Origin of the sequence: Nannocystis bainbridge (genome assembly GCF_028368995.1) — a bacterium.
Lineage (GTDB): Bacteria > Myxococcota_A > Polyangia > Nannocystales > Nannocystaceae > Nannocystis > Nannocystis bainbridge.
The window spans coordinates 2,521,501-2,541,001 of the sequence record NZ_JAQNDL010000003.1; the positions used below are offsets into that span (position 1 = coordinate 2,521,501).

Sequence of the window (19,501 nt, forward strand, 5' to 3'; positions counted from 1 at the left end):
AACTCTCCGATAAAATCCGCGCCATGCGCCCATCTTTCACCCGGATCGTCCTCGCGTCGCTGACGCTCCTCGCGTGCAACACGAACCCGGAGTCCGCGACGAAGGACGCGCCCGTCGTCGCCGGCAAGACCGACGTCCCGGAGATCAAGGGCCAGCCCCCGGTCGACAACAAGGGCGCCCCGCCGCCCCCGTCGACCGAGACCAAGACGGCTGGCGACCCCGCGACACCTCCGCCGGGCGACGCCAAGGCCGACGACACCAAGACCGGGACCACCGGCGAGGCCGCCCCCCCGCCGCCCGCGGCCGATCCCGCCGCCGCCGCCGAGGCCAACAAGAAGCTGCTCGACGAGGCAAAGGCGAAGAAGACTTCCGATGCTCGCGCCAAGAAGGCGCTCGAGGAGGCCGAGAAGGGCGGCGCCACCGTGCGCGAGCTGGCCGAGTCCGCCAACGCCCGCGGCGAGGCGCTGTTCGACGACCCCGAGCGCGCGGCCGCGTTCTTCACGTGGGCCAGGGACAAGGACGCCACCTACCCCAACCCGGTGTTCAACCTCGCCAAGCAGAGCGCCAACGCCGGCGAGGTGCCGCAGACGGTCGAACTGCTGAAGGAAGTCTCCAAGCGCGGCGGCAAGACGCTGCTCAAGCAGGTCGGCTTCGACCCGACGTTCGAGATCGTCAAGGACGACGCCGAGGTGCAGAAGCTGATCAAATGAGCGCGCGTCCCGTCGGCGTGCTGTTCGTCTGCTACGCCAACATCGTCCGTTCGCCGCTGGGCGCCGCCGTGTTCGCGCGGCTCGCGGACGAGCGCGGCCTGACGGCGCGCTTCCGCATCGACAGCGCAGGCGTGGCGGCCGACGCCGGCAACCCGGCCCACCCCGGCAGCGTCCGCGTCGCCGCCGACCACGGCCTCGCGCTGGTCCACCAGAGCCGGCTGCTGCGCCGCGACGACCTGTTCGAGTTCGACGAGGTGCTCCTGCTCGACCGCCTTGTCGCGTCCGAGCTGCGCCGCCTCACCGCCGGCTCCGCCTTCGGCCCGATCGCCGGCGCCGGCCAGCAGGCGCGCATCCGGTTGCTCGCGTCGCTCGCCGACCCCAGCGCCCGCGGCGCCGACCTCGACGTGCCCGACCCGGTGCGCGGCGGCCCCGAAGGCTTTCTGGCGGCCTACCGGCAGATCGCTCGCGCCTGCGCGGCCCTGGTCGACGAGCTCGCCGGCAAGACCTGACGACACCGACCTGCTTCGAGAGACATGCTCCAACGAGCATGCTCTCCAGGACAGGTTCGATCGAACATGCTCGATCGGGCATGTTCGAGAGGGCATGCCGTGCAGCGCCGGCATGCGGCGAGGAGCTGACCGCCCGCGCGCCCGGCTCGCGCCTGCATCCGTGCCGGGCCCGGGCGCTCGCGAGCAGGCGCAGGCCAGCGAGCCGCGTCGGCTCGGGACCTGCGCCTCACCGCGGTCGGCTCAGTTGGGCAGCGTCGGCGCCTTCTCGGGCGCGGCTGCCGGGGCCGCGGCCACCGGCGCCGGCTTGTCGCCGGCGGCCTGATCGCCAGCGGCCCTGGCGGCGAGCACGTCGGGGTGGATCTCGAGCTCGGCGAGCCCACCCGGGATCAGCAGGTCGGCGACCGGGGTGGCCTCGGCGATCACGCTGCCGTCGCGGCGCTTCAGCACGACCGGCGGGTGGGCCTTCTCGTGGGTCGCGAGCTGCTTGCCGAGCGCGGCCTGCTTCTCCTCGTCGAGCGCGGTCCAGGCCAGGCGGCCGCGGCACTTGGGGAACTTCGAGCAGCCGAGCCACGGGCCGCGCTTGCCCATGCGCAGGTTGAGCGGCGCGCCGCACTTCGGGCACGGCACGTCGACCTCGAGCGCCGGGGGCGTCGGCAGCTTGACGCCCTCTTTCTTGTCGAGGTTGATGACGAACTTCGTGTGGGGGAAGTTGACCGACGCGAGGAACGGGCCGAAGCGGCTGTTGCGGAGCTCCATGTCGGAGCCGTCGTCGGGGCAGACCATGTCGACGCGCTCGGGCAGCAGCGGCCGGCCGTCGCGGGTGATCGGTGCCGCGTAGTCGCACTCGGGGTAGCGCGTGCACGACAGGAAGCGGCCGTTCTTGCCGAACCGGTAGCAGGTCGGCGCCCCGCACTTCGGGCACTTGTAGATCGCCGGCTGGGCCTCGGCCTTGGCGTGCGTCATCGTGTCGCTGGCGATGTCGAGCGAGCGGCGGAACCCGCCGTAGAACCGCTCGAGCATCTTCTGCCAGTCGGCGCCCTTGTCCTCGATCTCGTCGAGCTGGGCCTCCATCGCCCGCGTGTAGCCGACGTCCATCAGGTCCTTGAACGCCTCGACCAGCTTGTCGGTCACGACCTCGCCGAGGTCGGTGGCGTAGAAGCGGCGGTCGAGCTGCTCGACGTACTTGCGCTCCTGGATGACCGAGATGATCGACGCGTAGGTCGACGGCCGGCCGATGCCCTCGGCCTCGAGCGTCTTGACCAGCGACGCCTCGGTGTAGCGCGGCGGCGGGCTCTGGAACTTCTGCTGCGGCTCGATCGAGAACGTCCCGAACGCCTGGCCCTCGCCCAGCGTCGGCAGCGTCTGCTCGTCGGTCGCCTGCACCCCGAGCACCTTGAGGAAGCCGTCGAACGCCAGCGTGCGGCCGGTCGCCCGCACCACCGCGCCGGTCGGCTTGTCGGCGCGCTCGAACATCACCGCGGTCGCGTCCCACTGCGCCGGCGTCATCTGGCACGCCACCGTGCGGGCCCAGATCAGCGAGTACAGCTTGAACTGCTCGTCGGTCAGCGCCTCGCGCACGTCCTCGGGGCGGCGGTTGATGTCGGTCGGCCGGATCGCCTCGTGGGCCTCCTGCGCGTCCTTGTTCGACGACGTGTAGATGTTGGGCTTCTCGGGCAGGTAAGGCTCGCCGAAGCGCGCGCCGATGAAGCCGCGGATCTGCGTCAGCGCCTCGGCCGACAGCGAGACCGCGTCGGTGCGCATGTACGTGATGAGGCCGACCTGGCCCTCGCCCGGGATGTTGATGCCCTCGTACAGCTGCTGGGCCGTCCGCATGCTCCGCTGGGTCGTGAAGCCCATCTGGTTGGCGGCCGCGATCTGCAGCGACGAGGTGATGAACGGCGCCAGCGGGCGCGAGCTGGTCCGCTTGGTCTCGACCGACTTGACGCGGTAGCGCACCGCCGGGTCGACCACGCCGCTGACCGTGCGCAGCGTCCTCTGCGGGCCCTTGCCCTCCGGGTTGTCGCGCGCCGTGATCTTGACGTCGGCGAGGCCGACGGCCTCGACCGCGCGGGCGACGTCGGCGGACAGGTCGCGCGGGGCGGTGGAGACCGCCGTGAGCGCGAACTTCTCGCCGCCGAGCTCGACCAGCTCCGACTCGATCGCCGCGTGCTGCGACATCCAAGTGTTCTGCGCCTTGACGGTCGGGCCCTTGCCCTTCTCGTCGACGGTGGCGAGGTAGGTGGCCCACGCGGCGGTCAGCGGCTGGGCCTGGGCCGGGTCGACGCACAGGCGGACGGTGACCTCCCAGCGCTCGTCGGGCACGAAGGCCGCGATCTCGCGCTCGCGCTCGACGATCAGCTTGACCGCGACCGACTGCACGCGCCCGGCGGACAGCCCGCGCGCGACCTTCTTCCACAGCAGCGGCGACGCCTGGTAGCCGACGATGCGGTCGAGGATGCGGCGCGCCTGCTGGGCGTTGACCTTGTTGACGTCGATCGGCCGCGGGTTGGCGAACGCGCGGTGCACGGCCTGCTGCGTGATCGCGTTGAACACCACGCGACGGGCCGCCTGCGGCGGGATCTTGAGCTCCTCCGCGAGGTGCCAGGCGATCGCCTCCCCCTCGCGGTCAAGGTCCGTCGCGAACCACACTTGCGACGCGTTCTTCGCCAGCCGCTTGAGGTCGGCGACCGTCTTGCTCTTATTGGTCAGGACCACGTAGGTCGGGCGGAAGCCGTGCTCGAGATCGACCCCGGGCACCGGCTGCTTGGCGCCCTTCTCCGATTTGGTCGGCAGGTCGCGGATGTGGCCGACCGACGCCTGCACCACGAAGTTCGGGCCGAGGTACTTGTTGATCGTCTTGGCCTTCGCGGGGCTCTCGACGATGACCAGCTGCTTGCCGCGCGCCGACGCGCCTTCGCTGCCGGCCTCGTCCTCGTCGCCCTCCTCGGGCGCCTCCGCGGGCTCGGCCTTGGCCTTGGGTGCCTTGGCCGCCTTGGGTGCCTTGGCCGCCTTGGGCGTCGCGGCCTTGGCGGCCTTCTTCGCCGGGGCCTTCTTCGCGGCCGCCTTCTTCGCCGCGCCGCCCTCGGCGGGCTCGGCGGCCTTCTTCGCGGCCTTCTTGGCGGCCTCCTTGGGGGCGCCTTCCTCGGCGTCCTCCGCGGCCTTCTTCGCGGCTTTGGGCTTCGCCGGCGAGGCCGCCTCGGTCGCCTTCGCCTTCACCTTGGCGACCTTGCGGGTCTTGGTGGGGGCGTCGGTCTTGGTGCCGTCTGCAGAAGAAGCTCGCGCCATGCGGGTCACGTGTGAGACGAGATACAGGAAGGAAGGGCAAGAAAAAAGCCCCGGACCTGGCGCCGCCAGGTCCACCGGAGCCTACCTCTTTAATAGAAGCCTCACGGCGGCGCCAGCGGGACGGGATGCGACGCACGGGGGCGTCGAGCGCGGTCTGGCGGTCCGAGCGCGAGTTCAGGTCCAGGACGGGAGCATTGCGCCTCTGGGGTGGAGGAGCAAGATCCCGACGCGCGGTTCTGGTCGTGCGATCTCGGCGCGCCGAGATCGTTGCTCGTCGCCCCTGGCGATCTTACGCGCGGGCGCGCGACGCGGCCGCGGCGCCCGAGGGCTTCACACGCCCGGCGCCGCGCCGGTGCAGCGCGGCACGTAGTCCGGGTTCTTCATCTCGCACACGTCCTCGATGCACGGGCAGCCGAGCGCGTAGCAGTAGCCGCGCGAGCTGGCGACGCCGAGCTGCTCGATGCAGTCGATCAGGCTCTTCTGGTCGCCCTGCGAGAAGACCGTGCAGCCCTCGGCGAACGCGTCCTGGTTGGTCGCGTGCTGCGGGCCCCAGCCGGTGCGCTTGGCGACGATGTCGGTGCCGTTGGCCGCGCGCCACTTGCCGTCGACCATGATGCAGTCGCGGGCCGGGTCGAGCTCCTGCGTCTGGCAGCACTGCGAGCCCGTGCAGATCTCGTTGATCGTGGCCGTGTCCCACTTCGGGTTGCACGGCACCGGGCAGCCGTTGATGAGCGGGCTGTCGAAGCCCGTCTTGACGCACATGCCCTGGGTGCTGAGCGCGTTGTTGTTGTCGGAGAACAGCGGCGCCCCGTACCGATCGTTGCTGACCCCGTCCATGTGGTAGTTCGGCAGCTTGCCGCCGACGGTCGCCGGATCGTCCGAGCAGCACGTCTCCTCGCCCGGGCAGCCGTTGTCGCCTTGCTTGGTCGCCTGGGCCGGGTTGCAGCGGAACGACGGGATATCGAGCTCCGGCTCGAAGCACGCGACCGAGGTCACGGCGCCCACGCTAAACAGGGCGGCGTAGGTCAGGGCAGTCTTGAGGAGGTTCAACACGGACTCCTTGCGGCAGCGTCAACGTGGCACATCCGGCCACAGCTTGTAAAGCATCCGTCGCGCCCGCCCGCCTGCGCCACCTCGCACTCGCCGCTCGCCGCCTCGCGTCCGCCGCCATTTGTCCATGTGGCTGCAGCCGCGGCGCCACGCGACCGCCGCCGTGCACGCGTCCCCACGTACACGCGGCGGCCCGAATGGCGAGGACGGCGTGGCGCGTATCGACCGTGTGTCCACTTCTTCACGACCGTCCGCACCGCTGCGCGATGACTTCGCGCGCCCGGCTCAGGACACGCGCTGTCCGCATCCCGGCCAGGCTTTTGGCAGTTCCCCCGCGCCCAGCTATCCTCGCTCCACCATGACAGTACCGCTGGGTCTCGGGGCCTCGCCCCGGCTCGTGCGCGCGCGACCGCTTGCGGTGCGCTGGAGCGCGATTTTCGCCCTCTGTTTCGCCTGCTCGAGCACCCCACCTGCGGATCTCCCCTCCGCACCGGAGCCCGAGGTCCCCACCGGAGCCGCCTCCGGCGCCGTGCCGCGCCGGCCCGACGAACCCACCGCGCCCCCGGCCGCCCTGGTGTTCCCCAAGACCAGCCAGCGCGAGCAGCCCGCGGGCCACGCCTGGGTGTTCGACGGCTCCGGCGGCGAGCCCAAGCGGCAGGAGATCGCCGCGGTCGAGGCCGCCGGCTACACGGTCGTCGACCTCGGCAACGGCTGGGTCCCGTACATCTTCAGCGAGAAGACCGTCGCCGTCGACGACAACCAGCCCAACGACTACCGCAAGCGCTACGTCGACCTCGCCAACAACCGCGTCGACGCCGACGGCGAGGCGCTCGACAAGCACGAGCGCAACTTCCTCGAGCTGTACGGGATCCCGCCGACGCTCCAGGTCGTCGCCGGCGAGTGGCGCGCCGTCGACGGCGAGATCGGCCCGTGTCTCGAGGCCGCCGGGTTCGACCCCGAGGTCCTCCGCGCGTGGACCGGCGGCGGCATCGCTTACGAGACCAAGAAGATGGGCGACGCCCGCCGGGTCGCGCGGCTCAAGGCCGGCCTCGAGAAGGACCTCAAGAAGGCCAAGCTCGACCCGACCGACCTCGAGCAGGCCAAGGGTCACCCCAAGCTCGGGCGCGCCTACGAAAATTGGCGCGCGCTGCAGAGCAAGGTCGACGTCATCGACCACGCCCAGCGCCGGCTCCGCTGCGAGAAGATGTTCCAGTCGGCCGAGGGCGAGGGCACCTACACCAAGGGCGAGTTCGACTCGGCGACCACCCACGCGCTGGCGCAGTTCGAGAAGAAGCACGCCATCATGGGCTGGGGCCACTTCACGCGCGAGAACATCGAGGCCCTGGCGCGCACGCAGGACGAGAGCGCCCACCGCCGGCTGCTGCGGGTCGTCGAGGAGCGCGTCGTCTCGGCCGCGGCGATCGTCGAGGACGGCAGCGCCGCGCGCTGGAAGTCCAAGTTCCGCTGGAAGGACCGCCGCGGCGAGGAGCAGCCGCTGCGCGACCTGGTGCGCGAGTCGGTCGACGCCGCCGTCGCCGCGCTCGACCTCGGCACCCCCGAGAAGGCCCGGCGCCAGCTCGACAAGCTCAGCGAGCTCGGCAGCGGCAACTTCGAGGACCTGCTGGTCGCGATCAAGCTGCCGCCGCGGCCCGACTATTACCTCGAGGACATGACCTTCGAGGTCGTCATCGACCGCGGCGACGTCTGGTACGACTTCCCGTTCGACACCAGCGGCAAGCGCCTCAGCCAGCCGCGCGAGCGCTACCCGCACATCACCGTCTACACCGTCTTCGACGGCCAGAAGATCCCGCTGATCCACTGGCGCACCACCATCGGCTCGTGGCGCAGCGAGCTGTACGGCGGCGGCGAGCACTACAAGTACAAGGACTCCGACGTCGGCCCGCGGGTGTGGAAGGAGATCGTGGCGGCGCCGGTGTGGATCCCGCCGGCGACCACGCCGCCGCGCGAGCTGGTGCGCCGCAAGTGGAAGGACGGCCGGGTCCGCACGGTCGTCAACAACGCCGAGTTCGGGCCCAGCTACACCTCGGCCTACGGGCTCGTCGCGGCCTACCACATCAAAGAGATCAAGAACCCCGACGGCACCCTCAAGGCCGACTTCGACAACTCGATCCGGACCCACGGCAGCGTCGATTACATGTCGATCCTGCGCCGCTACTCGCACGGGTGTCACCGCCTCTACAACATGTCGGCGGTGCGGCTGTTCTCGTTCATCCTCGGCCACCGCCAGTTCATGCGCGAGGGCCAGATCAAGCTGGGGTTCTCCCGCGAGTTCGTGCACGAGAACCAGACCTTCAAGATCGCCCTCAAGACCCGGGGTTACCGTTACAAGCTCGCCCAGCCGATCGCCGTCGATGTCACCGAGGGCCGGATCAAGGGCACGCGGCAGAAGCCGATCGAGGGCTACATCCCCAAGCCGAACGACACGCCTGCGCCCGCTGACGGCCCCGCCGCCGAGACGCCCGGCGCGACCGAGCCCGCAGCCTCCGCGGAGAGCAGCACGCTCAGCCCCAGCTGATGTGGGTTAGCGCACCCACCTGCCAAGTCCTCGCCGCCACGCGCGTGTGCTGCAAGCCTCGCGTGGCGCGCCGGTCTCGTGTTCGCGCTTGCTGAGGCGCCGGCCCGGGCGCAAGATTCCGCGCCGTGCAGCGCAACCTCGAGACCGGCTTCGAAGACAGCTACCGTCGTCACCTCGTCGTCGAGCAACGCAAGGCCGTGCTCGAGACCATCGCCCGCGAATTGAACCCGACGACGACGACGCTCGGCGACATCGTCGACGCCGCGCAAGAGCTCGGTTGGGGCGACGCGATGGGCGAGCTGTCGCTCGGTGAGTTCGCCGAGGCCCTGCTCGGCGGAGAGGTCGCCGCGCCGGCCCTGCCGCCCGCGGTCGCCGACGCCGGCCAGGACGACGACGAGGAGGCCGACGAGGTCGACGACGAGGACGAGGACGACGCGTTCGCCGACGCCGAAGAGGACGAAGACGACCTCAACGAGACCGAGGAAGACATCGCGCCGCCGCCTCCGCCCAAGGCCAGCAAGGCCAAGACCAAGGTCAAGGCCAAGGCCAGCGCCAAGAAGATCGCCAAGGCCGCCAAGGGCAAGAGCGGCCGCGCCGTCCCGACCCAGACCGCGCTGCCCAACATCCCGGCCACCCCGGCCAAGAAGGGCGCCGCCGCCAGCAACAAGAAGCTGAGCAAGAAGGCCGCCAAGAAGGCCGCCATGTACGTCGCTGCCATGCAGGACGACAGCGACGCGATGAACCTCGACCAGGCCGCCAAGCTGCTGGTCCCGATCGTCCGCAAGCTCAAGGAGGCGACCATGCAGGACCTCGAGGAGCAGACCGGCATGGGTCGCCGCAAGCTGCGCTTCCACATCGGCCAGCTGGTCAAGCACGGCCGCCTCAAGCGCCACGGCATGGGCCGCGGCACCTGCTACACCGTCAAGTGACCTGTCCTCCGGGCCAGGTGGAAGTCACCTGGCCCTCGGGACAGTCTGTCCGCCGACCGCGGCGCCCCCGATGTCCCGGCGGCGCCGCTTCGCGCGTCCGGCCTCAGCCCGGCAGCGGGCACTTGCCGGTGCCGCTGGCCGAGTTGTTGTCGACCCGGCACTCGTGCCACGCGTGCATCGGCATCGCATCGTCGACGACCACCCACACCACCGACGACCCGTCGAGCACCGCGGGCGGCGCGTTGGGCAGCAGCAGCGTCACGTCCTCGGCCTCGGCCGGGTACAGCACCTTGGTCGTCAAACCCGAGCCGAGCAGCACGCCGCCGTCGTTCGGGTCGCCCTCGAAGAAATGCACCGGCACGCCGGCCGGCACCGACGCCTCGCCGATGTTGCGCACGCGCCCGACCAGCCCGTACGGGTCGGGCTCGCACGCCAGACGCAGGTCGACGATCAGGTCGGGCGCCGCGAACTCGCCCTCGGGCTGGACGTTCTGGCGGTAGTTGTTGAGCCCGGGCGTGAGCCAGTTGGTCGGCTCGATCGCGGGGATCTTCCCGCCCTCCTCGGTGTTCGTGACGTGATACGCGTGCTGGTTCCACACCCGCCGCGTCCGCACCCACTGGCCCTCGCTGTCGCCGAAGATCCGCACGCCCGTCTGCTTGGTCCCGTCGCAGGTGATGCCCGAGTAGTTGTTCGAGACCGCGACGATGTCCGCGTGGCCGTCGCTGTCCACGTCGGCGATCACCGGGTACTCCTGCAGCGTGCCGGTGGTATTGCAAGTGCTCCACAGCTCCTCGCCGTCGCTGCCGCGGTAGACGCGGAGCCGGATCTCGTCGGAGTAGACCACCTCCGCGCTGCCGTCGCCGTCGAAGTCGAACACCGACGAGCCCGTCGACGCCGACGAGCAGTCGCGCGTCTGCTTGATCCACATGAACGTGTCCGCGTCGGCCACGTTCGGGTCCATCAGCTTCTTGCCGTCGAACACCGCGTAGCCGACCCCGCCCGCGACCGCCACGTCGGGCGTGCCGTCGCCGTTGAAGTCGGCGATCGTCGGCGGCCCGCCGCCGCGCAGGTTGCCGGCCGAGCCCTCCGGGCACAGTTCCGGCGACAGCGCCCCGTTGATGTCGATGCCGGCGCGGAGGATCTGCGCCCCGCCCATCGCCTGCGGGTCGTGGCGCCACAGCAGCAGGTGGTGCGGCACCGTCATGCTGTTGGCGTTCGAGATCACCGCGACCTCCGGCTTGCCGTCGAGGTCGAGGTCGGCGATCGCGGGATAGGTCCCCTCGAGCCCGGTCGTCGCCAGCACCCCGCCGGCCGCGTTGAAGGCCCCGCGCGAGTAGACGATGTCGAGCTGCCCGTCGACATCGAGGTCGGCCGCCATGTTGTGACCGCCGACGCCGAGCATCAGCTTCGTCGCCCCCGTCGCTCCGTCGAGCACCGCGCCCGGCACCAGGATCTCCGGCTTGCCGTCCTGGTCGAGGTCCGCGATCGACACGAAGTTACAGGCCCCGCTGTACGTCGAGGTCCACAGCGGCTGGCCGTCGCCGGTGAACGCCCGCGTCTTGCCGCTCGACGAGCAGGCCACCAGCTCGTTGCCCGGCAGGCCGTCGATGTCAGCGCCGGCCAGCTCGCGCCCGGGCGCGATCGGGTCGACCATGCCGGCGTTGTAGCTCCACTTCTCGACGATCTCGCCGCCGACGATCGAGATCACGCGGATCGTCCCGTTGTCCTGATAGACCCCGCCGACGAACGTCGTGAACGCGATCTCCGGGATGTCGCGCTCGTCGACGATGCTGTCGCAGTTGTCGTCGTCGAGCTGGACCACGATCGGCGTCATCATCACCGTGCCGGCGTCCCAGTGGTACTTGACCGACGGCGTGAACTGGCCCGCGCCCGGGATGTACTGACAGGATGCCAGGCAGGTCGGCGGATCGCCCGGGTCCTCGCCCTCCAGGCACTTCGGCGGCGCCGGCAGGCACTTGCCCGTGGCCGGCACGATCCCGCCCATGCACATCTCGTCGCCGCCCATCATCGCCGGCTCGCCGAGGCTGTACTCGCAGTACTCCTCGTCGGCGCACTCGCTGGCGTCGATGCACGCATCGCCCGGCGTCACGCAGGCGTTGAACGAGCAGATGTCGCCCTGCGGGCAGCACACCTCGCCGCACGCGTGGTCCTCGTCCGGGCAGCACTCGGCGCCGATGCACACGCCCCCCTTCGCCTCGCAGTCGGCCGGGCACACCGCGCCGCCCGTCGTCTCGCTCGTGCTGCCCGTCGTCGGCTCGCCGGTCGTGGTCGACTCCGCCGCCGTCGTCGCCTCGCTCGCCGACTCGCTCCCGCCGCCCTCGCTCGTCGAAGTCGGCGCCGTCTCCGTCCCCGTCGGCGCCGTCTCCGTCCCCGTCGGCGCGCCCGTCCCGGTCGTCGGACCGCCCGTCATCGTCAGCCCCGCGCTGTCCGTCCGCCCGTCGTCCCCACAACCGCTCAGCGCCCCGCACAGCGCCGCTGCCCAGCCGATTCCCCGCAAGCTCGTCGTCATCGGGCGGCAGGGTACAGACGCCCGCGCGAGCCGAGCAAGCCGCCGCGTGCGTCTCGTTGCGCGCCGCGTCCGCTGCGCGGCTCGATAACGATCGACGAAATCCACGTCACGCCGCGACCCCGCGACTTCCTCGTCGCTTTTAACATGTCCTGAAGGACAGGACATGTCCTGCGAATCCGCAGCGCGCCGCCGACCTGTCCCGCGCCGCAGCGCCGACGTAACCGATCGAACTACATGTCCGCAAAGACAGGTCCATCCGCAAGGTCGGAGCCGGGCCGGCGGACCCGCCGCCGTACGATCTTCCGTCGCGCACCCATCCGGACGGTCCCCCCGCGCCCCCTCGCCTCGTCGGGCCCCGACTGGCAGAGAGGCGGCCCTTTCGTAACTTTTGGCGTGCGCAACTGCGCCGCGCGATTCGACGCCGGCGCACGTCTGCTGGTGCCCCGAGACCACACTCTGTTATTGAAGAGGGGTTTCTGGGCGACAGTTCTTTTCGCGGCCTGGCGCCGGCGTGGAGGAGTCATGAAGCGATCCATCATCCGAATCAGCCATCATTGTGCATCTGTCCTTTCGACCATGTGGATAGTGACCGCTTGCGGTCAGGGCGATCCGACGGCCACCGCGGGTGCGACCGACGGCTCGACTACCAGCGAGGTCCAGACCGGTACGACCGCCCCGGCCTCGACCGGCGTCATCCCGACCACCGGCACGCCGACGACGACGACGACGATCGGCATGAGCGGCACCGTCGATCCGACCACCGACGGTCCTTCGACCACGACGACCACCACCACCGGCGAGACCGACAGCACCACCGGCGAGCCCGACCCCGTCTGCGGCGACGGCCAGCTCGACCCGGGCGAAGCCTGCGACGACGGCCCCGACAACGGCGCTGGCAAGCCGTGCAACATGCAGTGTCAGGCCAACACTTGCGGCGACGGCGATCAGGGCCCCGGCGAGGAGTGTGACGACGGCGCCGACAACATGGACACCAATAGCTGCAAGGCCGACTGCACCGACAACGTCTGCGGCGACGGGGCCGTCGGGCCGGGCGAGGGCTGCGACGACGGCAACGAAGACGATAGCGACGACTGTACCAATTCCTGCGCGCTCGCCAGCTGCGGCGACGGTATCGTCGCCCCGACCGAGCAGTGTGACGACGGCAACGCCGACAACAGCGACGATTGCACCGACACCTGCACCGACGCCACCTGCAGCGACGGTCACGTCCAGGACAGCGTCGGCGAACAGTGCGACGACGGCAACGCCAACGCCGACAACGCCGCCTGCACCACCAGCTGCAAGCTCAACGTCTGCGGCGACGGGGCCCTCTACAACACCGGCGACGGCATCGAGGAGTGCGACGACGGCGTCGACAACGGGGCAGGCAAGGCCTGCAACGCCGGGTGTCAATTCAACACCTGCGGCGACGGCGACCAGGGCCCCGGCGAGGCCTGCGACGACGGCGACCTCGATCCGGGCGACGGCTGCTCGGCCACTTGCAAGCTCGAGGAGTGCGGCAACGGCACCCTCGATCCGGGCGAGGACTGCGACGACGGGCAGAACGGCGATGACGACGACGGCTGCACCGACAGCTGCGAGCTCCCCGCCTGCGGCGACGGCATCCATCAGCCCAACGAGGGCGAGCAGTGCGACTTCGGCGGCAGCAACAGCGACAGCGGCGCCTGCACCGTCGCTTGCAAGCTCGCCACCTGCGGCGACAGTTTCGTCCAGGCCAACGTCGAGCAGTGCGACGACGGCGTCAACAACGGCCCCGGCAAGCCGTGCAACGCCATGTGCAAGACCAACATCTGCGGCGACGGCGACAAGAGCCCCAGCGAGGCCTGCGACGACGGCAACCAGAGCAACGACGACGCCTGCACCAACGTCTGCAAGCTCGCCACCTGCGGCGACGGCTTCAAGCAGCCCGGCGAGCAGTGTGACGCCGGCATCGGCAACAGCAACACCGGCGTCTGCACCCTCGCCTGCAAGAACCCGATCTGCGGCGACACCTTCGTCCAGCCCGGCAAGGGCGAGCAGTGCGACGACGGCAACCTGTCCGACAACGACGCCTGCCTCAACACCTGCAAGTCCGCCAGCTGCGGCGACGCCATCGTCCATCAGGGCGTGGAGCAGTGCGACGACGGCAACGCCAACAACAACGATTTCTGCAACAATCAGTGTCTGCTGCCGACCTGCAGCGACGGCGTCAAGAACGGCAGCGAGAGCGACGTCGACTGCGGCGGCTCGTGTGGCAAGTGCGGCCTCGGCGGCTCGTGCCAGAACAACAGCGACTGCGCCCAGCAGGCCTGCATCAACAACGTCTGCGCATTGACCAAGAGCTGCAAGGAGCTCAAGCAGGCCAACCCCGCGCTCGGCGACGGCGACTACACCATCGATCCGGACGCCGGCGGCGCGGTCCAGCCGCTCGTCGTCCATTGCGACATGGACGCCGGCGCCTGCGGCTACACCATGGTCCGCTTCAACGATAACGCGCTCGGCAGCCACCAGGACGCCTACACCAACAAGTGCGCCGCCGTCGGCATGGAGGTCATCGTCCCGCGGACAAAGGTCCACGCCACCGCGATCGTCGGCTGGAACGGCGGCGTCGTGCCCAACCTCTACAACGTGTTCCCCAAGAACAACGGCGCCCAGGCCATCACCAACTGGACCGGCCGCTGCCAGGGCCAGCCGTGCACGTTCTGGATGACCGACAACGCCCAGGGCAACGTCTCGTGCATGGCGCCGCCCTCGTTCGAGCCCAACGGCGACAACAGCGTCAATTATCGCATCTACAAGTGGAACGAGGGCTGCGGCATCGAGGGCGGCTGGAACGACGCCAACGCCTCGGTCATGTACACCGGCTGGGTGGTCTGCTCGACCAACGACTGCTGAGCGTGGGTCGCCGCGCCGCCCCGCTCCAGGGGTGGCGCGGCCTCGATCGAGCCGTGACACTCGACCGCCACGAGCCGACGAATGTCCGCAGTCGCGGCGAACCTTGTCCCCGCAATTACCTGGTCGTCCGCTGACGACATTTGTCCGGCGAAAACCTCGCGCGACCTCGCGCGCCCGGCCGCAGCTTGACCCGGCTGCAGACCCGGGCGCACCCTCGGGCCAGTGCTCTCGCCTCGACTCGCCGCGATCCGTGCGCCGATCCTCGTGATCTGGCTCGCCGCGGCGCTGCTCGCCGCGATCGATTTCCTCCGCGACGTCGAGCCCGCCCACGTGCGGCTGGCCCTCTTCATCGCCACCGTCGTCGTCGAGGTGCTCGCGCTCGTCACCGCGATGGCCGGGCGGCGCGCCCTTCCTCATGACGATCCGACCCGCGGCGCCAGCACGGCGATCTGCCTCGGCCTCGCCCTGCGCGTCGCCGCCGAGCTCCGCCTCGGGCTGATGTACCTCTCGGCGGTCCCTGCGGTCATCCTCAAGCGCCCCGCGCTCGCCGACGCCTTCTTCTACGGTGGCCGCTATTTCTACATCGCCGCCGACCTCGCCCTGCTGCTCGGCGTCGTCCGCACCCTCGGCGGTCTGCGGCGCAGCGGCATCGGCATTCGCCCGCGGCCGCGCGACCTCCTGGTCCTGCTATTCGTCATCCCGCTGCCGATCGCGGTCTATGCATTGCAGGTGGACGTCGATCTCTCGTCGGGCGACACCGGCATCATCACCTTCCGCCTGCTCGCCGCTGGTGTCGGCGCCGTCGTCGGTGGTTATTGCATCGCCCTCGCCGGCGCCGCCTTGCAGCTGGGTGGCACCTGGGCGTGGATCTGGGGCGCCGCCGGCGTCGCCGGGATCGCCCGCGCGCTCGCCTTCGTCGCCGCCGCCGCCGCCGAGAGCGCGCTGCCGCGGGCCGGCTCGATCCTCCTCGAGCAGGGCCTGCTGTGGACATTCGCCTGCGCCTGGCTGCTCGCCACCGCGCTGCACTGGCAGCACGTGCGGCGGACCTGATCGCGCGCCGTCGCCAATCAAAAGCGACTCTCATGATTCGCGCCGCGAGCTCACCGCGGCCTCGCGGACCCACGCTTCAGGTCACGCCCTCGCGCCCGCGAACGCCTCCACGCGCGCTGATACGCGCCCGCGCCTCGCCGCCCCGGCGTTACGATGGCGGCCATGCCACGCCTGTCCGCGCGCCTCGCCTCGGCCTTGCTGCTGCTCCTGTCCTGCGGCGGCGGCGACGGCGGTCCCGTCGACAACCCGCTCACCGACCCGGACGACGGCCCGCCCGCGGGCAACCTCGACGGCGCCTGCGTCATCCCTGACGAGGCCCGGCCCTTCGACACCCGCGACCCCGATCGCATCGTCGGCGACGGCACCGCCGCCAGTTGCACGAGCGACGCCTTCATCGCCGCGGTCGAGCAGGGCGGCGTCATCACCTTCGACTGCGGCTCCGACCCGGTCGTCATCGTGCTCGACCGCACCGCCCGGATCTTCAACGACACCGGCCCCGAGATCGTCATCGATGGCGGCGGCAAGGTCACCCTCTCGGGCGGCGGCGCGCGGCGGATCCTCTATCAGAACACCTGCGACGAGGCCCAGCGCTGGACCACCGATCACTGTGACGACCAGGACCACCCGCGCCTCGTCGTCCAGAACCTCACCTTCGTCGACGGCGACGCCAGGGCCGAGGAGGACGGCGGCGGCGCCATCTTCGTCCGCGGCGGCCGCTTCCGCGCCGTCAACACTCGCTTCTTCAACAACGTCTGCGCCGACACCGGGCCCGACGTCGGCGGCGGCGCGATCCGGGTGTTCGACCAGCACGAGGACCGCCCGGTCTACATCGTCAACAGCACCTTCGGCGGCGCCCCCGAGCTCGGCAACGCGTGCTCCAACGGCGGCGCCCTCTCGAGCATCGGCGTGTCGTACAGCGTCATCAACAGCTGGTTTTCGCACAACCGGGCCATCGGCGACGGCGCCAACCCGGCCGAGACCGGCACCCCGGGCGGCGGCAGCGGCGGCGCGATCTACAACGACGGCAACACCTTCACCCTCTCCCTGTGCGGCACCGAGGTGCGCGACAACCACGCCAACGAGGGCGGCGGCGCGATCTTCTTCGTCAGCAACGACCGCAGCGGCCGGCTCGAGCTGACCGACTCGCGGCTGTGCGGAAATCCCAGCGACGGCTTCGAGACCGCGGGTTTCCCCGGCATCTTCGTGCTCGCCGCCGGCGACCCGGCGGTCACGCGCAGCAGCCTCGCCGAGACCTGCCCCGCCGGTTAGGTCCCGCCGCGGCCACCCGGCCCCGCCCGCGGCGATCGCTCGCGGACCCGCCCCCATCGGCCCGTCCGGGCGCCCCGGCGACCCGCCCTTGCGCGCCGCGGACGAGCCCCGGCATCATGGGCCCGCACGCATGCACAGCCGTCACTTGATGCTCGAGAGCCCCGCCATGGGGCGCAAGGTTCACCTGTGGTGTTATGGCCATTTCGGCCCGCCCGTCATCGTCTTCCCCTCGGCCGCCGGCTTCGCCCACGAGTGGGATCGCCACGGCATGTTCGAGGTCCTCGGCCCGCTCGTGCGCGCCGGCAAGGTCAAGTTCTACTGCCCCGAGAGCAACGTCTCCCAGGTGTGGACTGACAAGGAGAGCTCGATCGCCGCGCGCATGGAGAAGCACCGCGCCTACGAGTCCTTCATCCTCGACACCCTCGTGCCGTTCATCCGCGAGGACTGCAACTGGCCGACCGCGCCGATGACCGCCGTCGGCTGCAGCCTCGGCGGCACCTACGCCGCCCTGTTCGCGCTCAAGTACCCCGAGACCTTCCGCCAGGTGCTGTGCATGAGCGGCCGCTACCTGACCACCGAGCTGACCGGCAAGCACAACGACGCCGAGCTCTACTTCAACAACCCGCTCGCCTTCGTCCCCGGCCTGCGCGGCGAGCACCTCGAGCGCCTGCGCCGCAACACCCACCTCACCCTCGTGTGCGGCCGCGGGGCCTACGAGGAGGGCTGCATCGAGGAGACCATCGCCCTCGGCCAGCTGCTGCGCGAGAAGGACATCCCCAGCGTCACCGACATCTGGGGCCGCGAGTCGCGCCACGAATGGGACTGGTGGCAGCGCCAGGTCGCCGTCCACCTGCCGCGCCTGCTCGGCTGAGCCTGATCCTTCGGGCATGTCCCATCGGACATGCTCCTTCGGACCTGTCCTTTCGCACCTGCTCCTCGGGAACACCCATGCGCCAGAAGCTCGTCGACCTCCTCACCAAGTACCGCTCGCTGCTGCTGGTCGGCGTCGGCCTGCCGGTCGGCTTCGTCTTCGACGCCGTCCTGCGCCTGCGCGCTCGCGCCTACGAGGCGCTCGGCGCCGCCCCCGAGCGCCACGACGAGAAGGTCCGGGACATCCAGGAGCAGGTGCGGCGCTGGGCCAGCCAGCCGGCGGGCGAGCGCAAGCCGATGTGCACCGACCGGCGCACGTGGATGAACCTCTCGACCCGGTTCGAGCCCAAGCACACCTGGCACAAGGTGCGCATGGGTGCCCTGCGCGACGTGCTCGGCCTCGACGAGCAGGCCCGCACCGTCCGCGTCGAGCCGTTCGTCACCGTCGGCCAGGCCATGCGCTACCTGGCCCAGCGCGGCTACATGCTCGCCGTCCACCTCGAGATCGCCGACGCCACCATCGGCGGCCTCGCGCTCGCGGCCGGCATGACCACCCACTCGCACAAGGTCGGCATGTTGTTCGAGACCGTCGTCGCCTACGAGGTCGTGCTCGCCGACGGCAACCTCGTGCGCGTCACGAAGGACAGCCACCCCGACCTGTTCCGCGCCATGGGTTGGTCGCACGGCACGCTCGGGCTCCTCGTCGGCATCGAGCTCGCCGTCGTCCCGATCAAGAAGTACGTGCACATGCGCTACGTCCCGGTCCACTCGCAGCAGGGCTACTGCGACGAGATGTACCGCCTCGCCACCGCCGAGGACGCCCCGCACTTCCTCGAGGCCACCGTCTACGCCAAGGACCGCGCCGTCATCATGTGCGGCGACTTCGCCGACGAGCCGACCGATCCTGGCGAGCGGGCCAAGATCAACCACGTCGGCCGCTGGTACAAGCCGTGGTTCTACAAGCACGTCGAGACCTTCGCCGAGCGCGGCGGCGACGAGTACATCCCGCTGCAGGACTACATCCTCCGCCACAACCGCAGCATCTTCTGGGTCGTCGCGCACATGATCCCGGAGGGCAACCACCCGCTGTTCCGCGCCTTGCTCGGATGGTTGATGCCGCCGCGGATCGCCTTCTTGAAGTTCTCGACCACCCCTGCGGTGCGCAAGATGACCTTCACCATGCAGGTGTTCCAGGACATCGTGCTGCCGATGAGCGCGATGAAGCGGGCGGTCGACCTCGTGGCCGAGAAGTTCGAGATGTTCCCGATCTTGCTGTACCCGTCGCGGGTGTACGACCACGGCGAGGCCGGCGGTCAGCTGCCGCGGCCGTTCCCCGAGGACATCGTGCCGGGCACCGACCACGCCATGTACTTCGACCTCGGGGTCTACGGCGTGCCCGGGCCGATCCAGCGCGGCCTACCGTTCAAGACCGTGCACGCGATGCGGGCCATGGAGGCGTTCACCGCCAGCGTGCGCGGGTTTCCGTTCCTGTACGCCGACACCTTCATGACCCGCGACGAGTTCGAGGCCATGTTCGATCTCCGGCTGTACCGCCAGGTCCGCGAACGCTACGGCGCCTCGGCCGCTTTTCCCGACCTGTACGACAAGATCAAGCCCGAAGTCGACGTCCTGGCCGTCCTGGACGAGGAGCGCGACCTGGACACCACCCTCGCCGACTGACCGGCGGCCTGGGCACCGCCTCGCCGTCCGGAGCCGCCCGGCCGGGCGCCCGGAAGGCCCTGGACGGCGGCCGGCGGCACCGCGACCGCCGTTCGGCGCGGAACTCACGAGCCCGGTCCGACGCTTCGTTGCGCGCCCGCAAACCTCGTGGTATTTCACGCGCGCACAAACGTTTCTGGCACTCGGCT

The 19,501-nt window shown here is 70.3% G+C and carries 12 protein-coding genes; 9 read left to right on the forward strand and 3 right to left on the reverse strand.

What is annotated here, in order from left to right; genetic code table 11:
- Positions 1-23 precede the first annotated feature (23 nt).
- Entirely contained in the window at positions 24-710 is a 687-nt protein-coding gene (locus tag POL25_RS35245; RefSeq protein WP_272090743.1) for a hypothetical protein, read from the forward strand.
- Positions 707-1,219 carry an arsenate reductase/protein-tyrosine-phosphatase family protein gene (locus POL25_RS35250; protein ID WP_272090745.1) on the forward strand — a complete coding sequence of 171 codons (513 nt, stop codon included), beginning with the start codon at positions 707-709 and terminating at the stop codon, positions 1,217-1,219. Before POL25_RS35245 ends, POL25_RS35250 begins: the two co-directional genes overlap by 4 nt.
- Before the next feature lie 240 nt (positions 1,220-1,459).
- Here POL25_RS35250 and POL25_RS35255 read toward each other — a convergent pair whose 3' ends face one another.
- Entirely contained in the window at positions 1,460-4,504 is a 3,045-nt protein-coding gene (locus tag POL25_RS35255) for a DNA topoisomerase family protein (protein ID WP_272090747.1), read from the reverse strand.
- A gap of 330 nt (positions 4,505-4,834) precedes the next feature.
- Positions 4,835-5,554, reverse strand: coding sequence for a hypothetical protein (locus POL25_RS35260; protein WP_272090749.1), 720 nt, complete (start codon positions 5,552-5,554; stop codon positions 4,835-4,837).
- Between the two features lie 529 nt (positions 5,555-6,083).
- Here POL25_RS35260 and POL25_RS35265 point away from each other — a divergent pair.
- Both POL25_RS35265 and POL25_RS35270 read left to right on the forward strand, forming a co-directional pair.
- A complete protein-coding gene (locus tag POL25_RS35265) occupies positions 6,084-8,090 on the forward strand; it encodes a hypothetical protein (RefSeq protein WP_272090751.1) in 2,007 nt (668 codons plus the stop codon).
- A 125-nt stretch (positions 8,091-8,215) separates the two neighbouring features.
- A complete protein-coding gene (locus POL25_RS35270; protein WP_272090752.1) occupies positions 8,216-9,019 on the forward strand; it encodes a hypothetical protein in 804 nt (267 codons plus the stop codon).
- A 103-nt stretch (positions 9,020-9,122) separates the two neighbouring features.
- On the opposite strand, the gene POL25_RS35275 is transcribed toward POL25_RS35270, so the two are convergent.
- Complete coding sequence (locus POL25_RS35275) at positions 9,123-11,549, reverse strand: FG-GAP repeat domain-containing protein (RefSeq protein ID WP_272090753.1); 2,427 nt, start codon at positions 11,547-11,549, stop codon at positions 9,123-9,125.
- A 576-nt stretch (positions 11,550-12,125) separates the two neighbouring features.
- On the opposite strand from POL25_RS35275, the gene POL25_RS35280 reads away from it, so the two are divergent.
- The 5 genes from POL25_RS35280 to POL25_RS35300 all read left to right on the forward strand — a co-directional run bounded on the left by POL25_RS35280 (position 12,126) and on the right by POL25_RS35300 (position 19,313).
- Complete coding sequence (locus POL25_RS35280; protein ID WP_272090754.1) at positions 12,126-14,444, forward strand: DUF4215 domain-containing protein; 2,319 nt, start codon at positions 12,126-12,128, stop codon at positions 14,442-14,444.
- A 222-nt stretch (positions 14,445-14,666) separates the two neighbouring features.
- A complete protein-coding gene (locus tag POL25_RS35285; RefSeq protein ID WP_272090755.1) occupies positions 14,667-15,494 on the forward strand; it encodes a hypothetical protein in 828 nt (275 codons plus the stop codon).
- 162 nt (positions 15,495-15,656) lie between these two features.
- A complete protein-coding gene (locus tag POL25_RS35290) occupies positions 15,657-16,763 on the forward strand; it encodes a hypothetical protein (protein WP_272090756.1) in 1,107 nt (368 codons plus the stop codon).
- A gap of 130 nt (positions 16,764-16,893) precedes the next feature.
- Positions 16,894-17,634, forward strand: a complete 741-nt coding sequence (locus POL25_RS35295) for an alpha/beta hydrolase-fold protein (protein ID WP_272090757.1) — start codon at positions 16,894-16,896, stop codon at positions 17,632-17,634.
- A 77-nt stretch (positions 17,635-17,711) separates the two neighbouring features.
- On the forward strand, positions 17,712-19,313 hold the full coding sequence (locus POL25_RS35300) for an FAD-binding oxidoreductase (protein WP_272090758.1): 1,602 nt from the start codon (positions 17,712-17,714) through the stop codon (positions 19,311-19,313).
- Positions 19,314-19,501 lie beyond the last annotated feature (188 nt).